9 protein-coding genes are annotated in these 12,594 nt (G+C 45.8%); 6 read left to right on the forward strand and 3 right to left on the reverse strand.

Going from position 1 to position 12,594, the window contains the following annotated elements; translation table 11 throughout:
* Positions 1 to 145: 145 nt before the first annotated feature.
* Complete coding sequence (locus VIP81_RS05845; protein ID WP_331957536.1) at positions 146 to 2,263, reverse strand: alpha-L-fucosidase; 2,118 nt, start codon at positions 2,261 to 2,263, stop codon at positions 146 to 148.
* Positions 2,264 to 2,545: 282 nt separating this feature from the next.
* Between VIP81_RS05845 and VIP81_RS05850 the strand changes: the two genes are divergently transcribed.
* The gene (locus tag VIP81_RS05850) at positions 2,546 to 3,940 is read left to right on the forward strand and encodes a Gfo/Idh/MocA family protein (RefSeq protein ID WP_331957537.1); all 1,395 of its coding nucleotides are present in this window, start codon (positions 2,546 to 2,548) and stop codon (positions 3,938 to 3,940) included.
* A 131-nt stretch (positions 3,941 to 4,071) separates the two neighbouring features.
* On the opposite strand, the gene galK is transcribed toward VIP81_RS05850, so the two are convergent.
* Positions 4,072 to 5,232, reverse strand: coding sequence for a galactokinase (galK, locus tag VIP81_RS05855; RefSeq protein WP_331957538.1), 1,161 nt, complete (start codon positions 5,230 to 5,232; stop codon positions 4,072 to 4,074).
* 169 nt (positions 5,233 to 5,401) lie between these two features.
* Positions 5,402 to 6,727 (reverse strand): sugar MFS transporter, encoded by a 1,326-nt coding sequence (locus tag VIP81_RS05860; RefSeq protein ID WP_331957539.1) that lies wholly within the window; start codon positions 6,725 to 6,727, stop codon positions 5,402 to 5,404.
* Positions 6,728 to 6,924: 197 nt separating this feature from the next.
* On the opposite strand from VIP81_RS05860, the gene VIP81_RS05865 reads away from it, so the two are divergent.
* The 5 genes from VIP81_RS05865 to VIP81_RS05885 form a co-directional block, all read left to right on the forward strand.
* Positions 6,925 to 8,841: an MFS transporter gene (locus tag VIP81_RS05865; protein WP_331957540.1), complete on the forward strand. Its 1,917-nt coding sequence runs from the start codon at positions 6,925 to 6,927 to the stop codon at positions 8,839 to 8,841.
* The gene (locus tag VIP81_RS05870; RefSeq protein ID WP_331957541.1) at positions 8,813 to 9,778 is read left to right on the forward strand and encodes an ROK family protein; all 966 of its coding nucleotides are present in this window, start codon (positions 8,813 to 8,815) and stop codon (positions 9,776 to 9,778) included. The genes VIP81_RS05865 and VIP81_RS05870 overlap by 29 nt, the downstream gene beginning before the upstream one ends.
* Before the next feature lie 117 nt (positions 9,779 to 9,895).
* Positions 9,896 to 10,951, forward strand: coding sequence for a N(4)-(beta-N-acetylglucosaminyl)-L-asparaginase (locus VIP81_RS05875; RefSeq protein WP_331957542.1), 1,056 nt, complete (start codon positions 9,896 to 9,898; stop codon positions 10,949 to 10,951).
* 135 nt (positions 10,952 to 11,086) lie between these two features.
* Positions 11,087 to 11,842 carry a copper homeostasis protein CutC gene (locus tag VIP81_RS05880; protein ID WP_331957543.1) on the forward strand — a complete coding sequence of 252 codons (756 nt, stop codon included), beginning with the start codon at positions 11,087 to 11,089 and terminating at the stop codon, positions 11,840 to 11,842.
* 103 nt (positions 11,843 to 11,945) lie between these two features.
* Positions 11,946 to 12,594 (forward strand): alkaline phosphatase (locus VIP81_RS05885; protein ID WP_331957544.1); only part of this gene is annotated, 649 nt, incomplete at its 3' end.

Here is a 12,594-nt window from a genome sequence, read left to right on the forward strand (position 1 = left end):
TTGCCCGGCTTCGGGCCTGTTACCTCTTTCAAGGGATTTATACATTATGATTATTTACATTGATTATAAAAAGATTAGCGGAGAAAAGGCCGTCAGATGGACACTTATCTCCGCTAATCTTTTTATAATCAAGTCAATAAATACCTTATCGGGTCATCACACCCAGCTCAGCCACCGCCGCCTGCTTATCGCCGTCGTTAGCCGGCGATACCGCCACAAAGCGGATATACCGGGCATTTACAGCCGCAAACGGAACAGACTGGAGAACAGGGTTGTTCTTAATATTGGCAAACTGCCCCTTCGCCACGGGGCTGCCCCAGTTTTTGCCATCGGTGCTGGTATAGTACTCGTAGCCATACACTACCCCTTTAGCCCCTTCGCCGGTAGGCGGCAGGTAAGTAAATCCTTTGAGAGACAGGGTTTCGCCCAGGTCTATCTGCAATTCGTGCGGGTATCCGGCACTTTCTTTAGGGGTAACATATACTGTGGAAGGCTGACCGTCTATCCCTTTAGCGGCTGCGGCAGCATTTGTGGATAACACCATCCATTTGGCAGGTGCTACATCAAAATTGGCCGTGACCGTTTCACTGCTGCTGCCATCTTTCAGGAAGGCTTTGGCTTTTACCACACCTCCACGAGGCAGGTCCACCATAATGCTTTGTTCACTTTCGACATTTTTCCTCCTTTCTTCCGATACATTAGCTATTACCGGTGGGATGAAACCATGCTTGGTAGGCGATTTTAGCGTAGGCTCGGTACCGTCAAGCGTATAGTGAATCTCCGCATCTGCCGAAGCACAGGTAATAATTACCTGACTGTTTTTCAAGCGCATAATTTCTGGCGTAGCCAGCCAAACCGGCGCCTTATACAACTGTACCTCACTGATCACCGGCGCCGCTTTGGCGTCCAGTATATTAATACGTACCTGCGTGGTGGTATAATCCGGTAAACGCAAGATACGTTTGTGTCCAATCGTAGTTTCTTTCGCAATCTCCTTCAGCTGTCCATTTTCCAGGATTTCTACAGAGAAGTTCTGCACCCGCTGTCCCAGCGCAATGTATTCCTGCAACACTACCCTGTTGAAAGTAATGGGCTTTTTATACGTTAGCGTGATCACGGTATTTTTAGCGGCATCGGTAGTGGCCCAGTAAGTAGTATTGGTACCATCATTCAGGTTAGATACTTTTACCGCAGCATTCCCAGTACGTGTATTCGTTGCTGTTATAACTGCTTTTTTTGCGAGGTTGTCTTTGAAAGATGCATCCAGCACTTTTCTCAGCTCCATCAAACGGGTGGAATCATTCGGATGAATCACGCCATCTCTGTCTACCGGCACATTCAGGATCAGGTTACCGTTGCGGCCTACCGAACCATAATAAATATCCAGCAGATGGGAAACAGACTTTACTTTATCATCTGTATCGGGGCTGTAGAACCATCCCGGGCGGATAGATACATCACATTCGGCAGGGATCCATTGTTCGCCATCCTCATTACCTTCATTCAGCGACCTGGCAGGAGGCCCGTCTGCACCGGGAGCAAATCCCTTTACATTCAGCGTACTCCAGTTGGTAGTACCAGCAATTCCATTTTCATTACCTACCCAGCGGCATCCGGGACCTACATCACTGAAGATAACGGCGTTAGGTTGATTTTTATATACTACGCTGTGAAACAGCTTCCAGTCGTATGGCTGTTTAACATTCCCACCATTAGCGCCATCGAACCATTGTTCAAATACAGGTCCGTAGTTAGAGAGTACTTCATTCAGCGTATTGGCAAATACCTGGTTGTAAGTGGCCGTGCCATACTCAGGATGGTTGCGGTCCCAGGGCGAAAGATATACGCCGAACTTCAGACCATACTCTTTACAGGCGGCGGATAATTCTTTCAGGATATCTCCTTTGCCATCTTTCCAGGCGCTTTCACGAACGGTGTGGGTGCTGTATTTGCTGGGCCACAAACAAAAACCATCATGGTGTTTGGCAGTAAGTACAATACCTTTCATACCAGCTAGCTTAGCGGTACGCGCCCATTGACGGGCATCTACATGGGTAGGATTAAATACTTTCGGATCTTCATCCCCATGTCCCCATTCTTTATTGGTAAAAGTATTGGGACCGAAATGAATGAACATGTAATATTCCATATCATTCCAGGCTACCTGGGCTTTGGAAGGTAAAGCCCCGTAGGGCTTGATCTCCTGAGCCATCGCCATATTAAAGCTGAGCAACCCAGCGAGGAGTAACGTTTGTCTTTTCAAAAAATTACGAATTACGAATTACGGATTACGGATTACAGCGAAGATAGAGTAGATATTCTCAAGGATTTAATCCCAAATTCACCATTCCTAATTTTATATTCCCTTATATCTACCCACAAATCCGTAATTCGTAATTCGTAATTCGTAATTTTCACTTCATTTCTCCACCGTTTATCACAAAAATGTAAGATTATTGCACATTAGGTTGGTTTTGATAAATCAATTTTTATAAATTTAGTCCCTCCTTACCGTATAAATGTATACGCTAATAAACTTTGAACAATGAATAAACAACCACTGCATCGCAGAAGTTTTCTGAAAAACACGGTAGCGGCTGGCGTAGGTATTTCTATGCTCGGCTCTTCTGCCAAATTATTTGCCAACGAGAAGAAACCTAAAGTAAGAATTGGTGTTATCGGCGTAGGTGCCCGCGGATTGGGTCACCTGAACTTTTTCCTTCACCGCGAAGACGCAGAAGTAGTTGCTTTCGCTGACCCGGATACAGCTTTTACTGTTCCCAAAGCTAAGGCGATGATTGAGAAAGCTTATGGTGGCAAGAAAAAAGTGGCGGAATATACCAATGGTCCGGAAGATTTCCGCAACCTGCTGAAACGCGATGACATTGACGCGGTAGTAATTGCTACTCCGTGGGAATGGCATACCATCATGGCAGTTGCTGCTATGAAAGCAGGTAAAACACCCGCAGTAGAAGTATGTGGTGCATCTGATATCCAGGAGTGCTGGGAACTGGTGAATACCAGCGAACAAACAGGCGTTCCCGTATTTGGTATGGAAAACGTATGCTATCGCAGAGATGTGATGGCAGTACTGAACATGGTCCGTCAGGGCTTATTCGGTGAACTGACACACCTGCAAGGTGGCTACCAGCACGATCTGCGTGGCGTTAAGTTCAATAACGGTAAACAATATTATGGTGGTGGTGTAGAATTTGGTGAGAAAGGTTTATCTGAAGCAAAATGGAGAACCAATCACTCTGTTCACCGCAACGCTGATCTCTACCCTTCTCATGGTCTGGGTCCGATCAACAACATGATCAATATTAACCGTGGTAACCGCCTGCTGTCGCTGACTTCAGTAGCTACCAAATCCCGCGGTCTGCACAAATACATCGTTGACAATGGTGGTGAAAACCATCCAAATGCCAAAGTGGACTTCAAACTGGGCGATATCGTATCTACCCTGATCAGAACCAACAACGGCGAAACGATCATGCTGTCGCACGATACCAACTCCCCACGCCCTTACTCCCTGAACTTCCGCGTTCAAGGTACCAACGGCCTGTGGATGGATGACCAGAAATCTGTTTACGTAGAAAAGAAAAGTAAATACGACGAATGGGAACCAACCGGCGATCCTAAAGATGCCAACAGCTACTTTGGTAAATACGATCACCCGCTATGGAAAAAATATGCAACGGATGCTGCAGGCGCTGGTCACGGTGGTATGGACTGGTTTGTACTCAACTCCTTCCTGGAGTGTATCAAACGCGGCACCCCATATCCGCTGGATGTATATGATATGGCTACCTGGTATGCTATCACGCCACTGAGCGAGCAGTCAGTAGCAGAAAGCGGCAGCGTACAGTTCATTCCTGACTTCACCCGTGGTCGCTGGATGAACAGAACACCGATTTTTGCACTGGATGACCAGTACTAAGAAAGCTGTTAGCCATTAGCTTTTAGCTTTTAGTAAAATGCAGCGAATAATAAATGCAGCGGAGATAAAAGCGGAGGTAGTAAAATACTTTCCGCTGATATCTCCGCTGCATTTTTGCTAAAAGCTAATAGCTAAAAGCTAACAGCTATTGGTTGCACAGTAACCCCATCTTCAATGGTCGTTACATATACTTCCGGCTCTTTACCGTATTGATCCTGGTAACGTGATTTAATAAACGCTACATAGTCTGCTACTTTTTCAGCTTTCACCAGGTTGATGGTGCATCCACCAAAGCCTCCACCCATCACGCGGGCGCCGGCTACTTCTTCCCTTTCACGGGCCAGCGATACGAGGAAGTCCAGCTCAGGGCAACTTACCTCATACAGTTTACTCAAACCTTCATGTGTAGCATACATCAGTTCTCCAAACTGTTGCAGGTCGCCTTGTTTCAGCAGGGTGGTAGCATCCTGTACGCGTTGTATTTCTGCTATCACATAAGTGCAACGGTCGTATACTTTATCGGAGATCTGATCGCGCACGGCGTTGAGCATCTCCATATCAGCATCCCGCAAAGACTTTACTGCCGGGTGATTGGCCTGAATAGCCTTCACACCTTCCTCACATTGCAAACGGCGTACATTGTATTCGGAAGATGCCAGTGAGTGATGCACCATAGAATTACACAGCACTACTTTATAACCAGGGAAGTTGAACGGGAAATATTCAAACGCAAGACTGCGGCAGTCCAGACGCATTACCTGGTCTTTTTTGCCATGCAGGTTCGCAAACTGGTCCATGATACCACATTTCACACCAGGGAAGGTATGTTCTGCTTTCTGCCCTATTAAGGCCATTTCCATGCGATCCAGCCCATAGTCAAACAGATGATCCAGCGCTGCTACCAGTCCGCCTTCTACTGCCGCAGAAGAAGACATGCCCGCGCCTACCGGAATATCGCCCGATATCACACAGTCAAAGCCTTCTACCTTCAATCCACGCTCCTGCAGCTGATTCACCACTCCCATCAGGTAGTTGATCCATCCGGGCGTAGGCTTTACATCTGCCAGCGAAAAAGACACCGTTTCATTGGTAAAAACGGCATGTGCATTACATTGCTGCGTATTGTTGAGGGCAATGGCGTAAACAATTTTTTTGTCGATCGCCGCAGGCAACACAAACCCATCATTATAATCTGTGTGTTCACCAATTAAATTGATTCTGCCAGGAGAAACGACCATCAATGGCTCTTTCTCAAATAAGTGGATAAACTGCTCCCTGGTTTTCTGTATCATTAAAAGAATATTAAACGTAAAATTTACACCTAAAAATATAAAAATGATTTGGAAAAGCAAAAAGCTGAAGGCAGAAAGCAAAAAGCTATTAAAGCGAATGACCAGAGCAAAGGATTTAATTCCGCTCTGGTCATTCGCTTTAATAGCTTTTTGCTTTATCCTTTAAGCCTTAGGCTTTCTTTCCGATCTTGTCTCCTACCAGGGCATAAAACAGGATATACAGGTAACAAGGTACCATACAGTACAGGAATGCATGTCTGAAATCAATGCTGGCGCTGTACAGGAAATTAAACATACTGTGTTCGTTAAACATACCGGCATATACCTGTGGCAGTACACCACCGCCCACAATACCCATTACCAGTAAGGCAGAGCCGATTTTGGTGAAACGACCCAGGCCATCAATGGCCATTGGGAAAATGGCCGGCCACATCAATGCGTTGGCCAGTCCGAGTAAAGCGATAAAGGTTACCGCAGAAGCGCCGGTGTTGAAATAGGCGGCTACAGTAAATACCACACCCAGCACTGCGGAGATTTGCAGACCTTTTTTACCACTGAGGTATTTCGGAATGGTGGCAATACCTATTACATATCCTACCAGCATGGCTACCAGGGTAAAAGAGGTAAAATATTTACTATCATCTACGCTCATACCCAATGAGGTACCGTATTGTCCGATTACATCGCCTGCCATTACTTCCACACCCACATAGGTAAAAATGCAAAGCACACCCAGCACCAGCTGAGGGAACTGGAATACACTTGTTTTACCCTGCGTAGCTGCTGCCGTAGTAGCATCTTCTGCATTGGTATCTATTTCAGGTAAAGAAGAACGTTTCAGCAGGAAGGCCAGGATAGTTAATATAATGGCTATTACCAGGTAAGGCGCAATAACACGGGAAGCCAGACTGTCCAGCAAAGCAGTTTTCTGCGTGGCATCAACTGCAGCCGCAATATCTGCCTCCAGCTTTTCAGCACCTTTCAGTACAATAGAGCTCAGGATCAATGGCGCCAGTGCACCTGCACTTTTATTACAGATCCCGAGAATACTGATACGCTTGGCAGCACTTTCTTTAGGTCCAATAATACTGGCGTAGGGATTGGAAGCTGTTTGCAGCAATGCCAGTCCGGCGCCCTGTACAAACAGTCCTGTCAGGAATATCCCAAAGCTACGTGCGTTGGCGGCAGGGATAAAGATCAGGGAACCTACGGCTATGATCAGGAGTCCTAAAGCCATCCCGTTTTTGAACCCCGTTTTATTCAGGATAAAAGAAGAAGGAATAGAGAGGAAAAAATAGGCCATAAAAAAGGCCATAGTTACGAGCAGTGCCTGGGCTACATTCAGCTCACACACAATTCGGAAGAACTGGATCAATGTTCCGTTGAGCCAGGTAACAAAGCCGAATACGAAAAACAACATGCCTATAATGGCCATTGATTGCGCGTATCCTGCCTGTTTGGGAGGTAAGTTCATTGTTACTGTTTGGTTGGACATAAGCCGTCTGAATTATTTTTTTTGATAAGCACGAACATAATTAAACTTCTCCTATATTTCGTGTATATTTCGCAAATATTTTTGCTAAAACGTTTAACCTAAACGCTAAATTGCAAGAATAATTTTACTTTTTAAAAAATTTTAAAAAATTCTTTATACATTTATCCGGCAAAATTTCACTGTAACTTAACACGTTTATGACTCAGCAATCTAAACAAAGCGCACAAAGCACCCATCCTTCGTTCTTTGTGCTAATTCTGGTTTTCTTCTTCTGGGGATTTCTGGCAGCGTCCAACAGTATCTTTATCCCTTTCTGCAAATCTCATTTTAACCTTACCCAACTGGAGTCTCAACTGATTGACTTCTCTTTCTACAGCGCCTATTTCATAGGTTCACTGATTCTATACCTGGCATCTACTGCAAGGAAAGTAGATATCCTTAATAAGATTGGGTATAAGAAGGGTATTATTTACGGTTTATTGATCTCTGTACTGGGATCAGTGATTATGATTCCATGTGTAAATAAGGAAAAGATTGTTCCTATTAAGGAAACTATTGCTGACATCAGCGGTTTCCAGGTAGAGCAACAACTGCAGACTTCTGACAGACAGGTAAAAATCCGTCGTGAGAAAGATCCTGATACTTACTCCCTGCTTATCAGCAACAACGATGCGGCTGAAAAGTATACTACGAATCCTCAGTTAATTTCTGCGGTTTCCGGAGGCTTTACTAAAGATGAAGAGCATCATCAATATGCTGCTATCTTTACAAAAGCTAACCTGGAAAAAGTAGTCACCGTATTAGATACTGACTATAAGCAAACAGTTACTTTCGGTTATTTTGCACTGATCCTGATGGCCTTATTTATTGTGGCGTTAGGATTTTCCTTACAGCAAACGGCTGCCAATCCGTTTGCTATTTTGCTGGGCGATCCTGCCAAAGGCGCACACCGTCTTAACCTGGCAGGTGGTATCAACTCTTTCGGTACTACCATCGGACCCATTATCGTAAGCATGTTGCTGTTCGGTAATATTAAAGGGGGTGATGTAAGCACTGATATCAGCAAGATCAATACTTTATATTTCTTACTCATTGCGTTGTTCCTGATTGCGGCGGCTATTTTTGCTTTTGTAAAGATGCCCGAAAGCCAGGACACTGAAGCATTTGAATCTTCTCCCAAAGCTACCAGGTCATTACTGGGTATCACTTTCATGTTTGTCCTGATCCTCATGGGTCTGGTGCTGAAATTTGAGCTGCCTATGTTTATCGCTGGTATCGTGGGGATTGTTGGTATCCTCTTCTACTCTAAAATGGCCTCTTCCGGTAACAGTGAAGGCTGGGGTGCTATGAAATATCCACAGCTGATCCTCGGTATGCTGGCTATCTTCATCTATGTAGGAGTGGAAGTATCCATTGCCAGTAACCTCGGCGCATTGCTGAAACATCCTGGCTTTCTGACCGCGAAAGGTCTGGCGGAATCAGAACTGGATCCTTATGTATCCCTGTTCTGGGGCAGTATGATGATTGGTCGCTGGACAGGCGCTATCAGCGTATTCAATGTATCTAAACAAGTTCGTAACATTCTGTGTGTTATTGTTCCTTTTGTAGCATATGGTGTTATTCTCGGCGCCAACAGTGTAAAGGGCAATGATATCTCCGTGTTATATCCATATATTATCTGTATAGTGGTGCAGATAGTAGGTTTCTTTGCCGGACAGGACAAACCTGCCAAAACCCTGATGGTCTTCGGTCTGCTGGGTGTTGGTGCAATCCTGATCGGATTATTCTCTACCGGTCAGCTGGCCACTTTCGCATTCATCAGCGGCGGATTATTCTGCTCTGTAATGTGGCCTAGCATTTTCGCATTATCTATTGCAGGTCTGGGCAAGTATACTGGCCAGGGTTCTGCATTCCTGATAATGATGATTCTCGGTGGATCGCTCATTCCTCCTGTACAGGGCGGTCTGGCAGACATCCCAAGCATTGGTATCCACGCCTCTTATGTTATTCCGGCGTTGTGCTTTGCTTACCTCGCGTTCTTCGCATTTAGAGTTAAAACCATTTTAAAATCTCAAGGAATTGATTATGAGTCAGCAGTTAGCGGTGGGCATTGATATTGGAGGCACAAACACCAAATTCGGAATTGTAGATCGCAGAGGTAATATTTTATGTGACGGTCGTATGTTGACCAACCAGCATGAAGATGTAACTGGCTTTCTCGATGAATTACATGAACACCTGTCTGCCCTCATTGAACAGGCAGGCGGCATAGAAAACATGAAAGGTATTGGCGTAGGAGCTCCTAACGGCAACTACTACACCGGCAATATTGAATATGCACCAAACCTGCGCTGGAAAGGGGTAGTACCTTTGGCCAGTTTGCTGGAACAAAAATTTGGTTTGCCTACTGTGCTGACCAATGATGCAAATGCAGCTGCACTGGGTGAGCTCATTTATGGGGCAGCCAGAGGTATGAAAGACTTTATCGTGATCACCCTGGGCACAGGTGTAGGCAGCGGTATCGTTGCCAACGGACAACTGATTTACGGACACGATGGTTTTGCAGGTGAACTGGGCCACTGTATCGTTATTCCCGGTGGACGTTTACATACCGGTACAGGGGCACATGGCTCGCTGGAAGCTTACGCTTCTGCTACCGGTGTTACCAATACTGCACTGGAGTTCCTGGCTGATCGCCCGGATACTCCCAGCATGATGCGGGAACATACCAAAGAAGAAATCAATTCCAAACTCATTTACGAAGCAGCCATGAAAGGCGATCCGCTGGCTATGGAAGTATATGAGTTCACCGGCAAAATTCTCGGTGAAGCCCTCGCCAATTTCGTGATGTTCTCCAGCCCGGAAGCCATTGTGCTGTTCGGTGGCTTAACCAAAGCCGGTGACCTGATCATGAAACCTGTGCGGGAGCATATGGAAAAGAACCTGCTTCCTATTTTCCAGAATAAAGTTAAATTGCTGTTCTCAGAACTGAGAGAAAGCGATGCAGCGATTCTGGGCGCCAGTGCACTGGCGTGGGAAATGAAGGACTAAAGAGCTGTTAGCTATTAGCTTTTAGCCTTTAGTAAATGCAGCGAAGATGAACTGGATTTACTTTGACGCTAATCGCTTAATCTAACAGCTAACCGCTAAAAGCTAAAAGCTATTTGTATGAAAGATAGAAGAACATTCCTGAAAACAGCGGCCCTTAGCGCCGCTGTTTTCTCTTTGGATGGCGTAAAAGGTGCGGCTGCACGCTCCATGGGAACAGGTGCAGCAGTGAAAGGAAAACCAATTGTGGTATCTACCTGGGACTTTGGCCGTGCGGCCAATGCTGCTGCATGGGAAATACTGAAGAAAGGCGGCCGTGCCCTCGACGCCGTAGAAGCTGGGGTAAAAGTACCCGAAGCAGATCCCAACAACCACACTGTTGGTTATTCCGGTTATCCTGACCGCGATGGTCGCGTTACGCTGGATGCCTGCATCATGGATGAACTGGGCAACTGTGGTTCGGTAGGCGCACTGGAGCATGTAACCCATGCCATTTCAGTAGCCCGCCTGGTGATGGAAAAAACGCCGCATGTAATGCTGGTGGGTGATGGCGCCCTGCAATTTGCACTTGCCAACGGTTTCGAGAAAGAAAACCTGTTGACACCGGAATCAGAAAAAGCATGGAAAGAATGGCTGAAAAAATCGGAATACAAACCGATCATCAACATAGAAAATAAATCGTACACACCCACCAATGGCGCTACTGCGTTTAATCCGCTGATGCTCCCAGGGAATGTGTATAACCACGATACCATTGGTATGGTAGCCATGGATGCCGAAGGCAACCTGTCAGGTGCCTGTACCACCAGTGGCATGGCATTCAAACTCCATGGCCGTTTGGGTGATTCTCCCATCATTGGCGCAGGATTATATGTAGATAATGAAATAGGCGCTGCTACCAGCACCGGTGTAGGAGAAGAAGTGATTAAAATAGTGGGCAGCCACCTGGTGGTAGAACTGATGCGTCAGGGATATCCGCCGGAAAAAGCCTGCAAAGAAGCAGTAGAGCGTATTGTGAAGAGAAGTCCTTCTAAAGCAAAAGAAATCCAGGTGGGTTTCCTTGCACTCAACAAAAAAGGCGAACATGGCGCTTACTGCATCCAGAAAGGGTTTAGCTATGCCGTATGCACCAGCGACACCAGTAATATTTTAATTGACGGAAAGCATCATTTTTAGCTTTTGGCCATTAGCTTTTAGCTTTTAGTAAATGCAGCGGAGATCATGTTATGTTGATGGGACGACATTTGCAAAAAGCTAAAAGCTGATCCTACAGGCTAAAAGCTAACTACTAAAAGCTAAAAGCTGTTCTCTATGTCGTTTACCCTCGAAATATGCGCCGCTTCAGTAGCTTCCTGCATTGCTGCAGAAAAAGGTGGCGCCAGCAGGATAGAACTCTGTGATAATCTGCTGGAAGGCGGTACCACGCCCAGTTATGCTACGATTGCACTGGCGCGGGAAAAAGTAAAAATAGACCTCTACCCTATTATACGTCCACGTGGTGGCGATTTCCTCTACTCCGATCTGGAATTTGAGGTCATGAAAAAAGATATTGAATTATGCAAGCAACTGGGCTGTAATGGCGTAGTGATAGGCATTCTCACCCCCGACGGCCGCGTGGATAAACAACGCTGTAAAATACTTACCTCGCTGGCATGGCCTATGGGCGTTACGTTTCACCGTGCATTTGATATGACAGATAATCCTTTCGAAGCACTGGAAGATATTATTGCTATCGGCTGCGAAAGAATTCTGACCTCCGGCGCCCGCAATACCGCCGTAGAAGGCGCTGCACTGCTGAAAGACCTCGTGACAAGAGCTAATGACAGGATCGCTATCATGGCAGGTTCCGGTGTACGTGCCAATAACATCGCACAACTGATTACAGCCACCGGTGTAAAAGAATATCATACATCTGCCAAAGCCTATGAAGAAAGTAAAATGGTATATCGCAATCCTAATGTGAGTATGGGCGGCATTCCCGGCGTTCCTGAATATGGCATCTCTGCCACACAACAAAAAGAAGTCGAATTAATCCGTGAAATAGGCGAGAAAACATTATTATCTTAGTCCGGCTTTTTAGCAATCACTATGAAAGACCCATTTATTATTATAAATACGCTGGCTAATAGCTAACTGCTAATAGTTAACAGCTTTTAAAGTGAACAACGAAATGAAAAAACTGATCATTGCAACAGGTCTGTTGCTTGGCGGATTCTTCGCGCAGGCACAGATCAAAGGAGTTAAACACGTTATCCTGATAGGCATGGATGGCTTCGGGGCATATTGCTTTCCAAAAGTGGATAACCCAAACATGAAACAAATGATGCAGGACGGTGCGTGGACCTTACAAGCCCGCAGTGTATTGCCCTCTTCCAGTGCGGTTAACTGGGCATCCATGGTAATGGGCGCAGGCCCGGAAATACACGGATACACAGAGTGGGATAGCAAAAAACCGGAACTGCCTTCCCGTGAACTCGACCAGTATGGCATGTTCCCCTCTATCTACACCCTGCTCCGTGAGCAAAAACCAAACGCTGAAATTGGCGTTATCTATAGCTGGGATGGTATTGGCTACCTGTTTCCAAAAGCGGCAGTAAACAAACAACTGGCTTGTCACGACAACGACAGTCTCGCTACCGCCGCATCTGTTGATTATATCAAAGAAAAGAAACCGGACTTCCTGTTTATCCACTTCGATGAACCAGATGGCACCGGACATAACATAGGTCATAATATTCAGCCTTATTTTGACCAGGTACATAAGAATGATATTTTGCTCGGCAAAATATTACAGGCGGTGAAAGATGCAGGCATGTGGG

It is taken from the genome of Chitinophaga sp. (assembly GCF_036566945.1).
Classification (GTDB): Bacteria; Bacteroidota; Bacteroidia; order Chitinophagales; family Chitinophagaceae; genus Chitinophaga.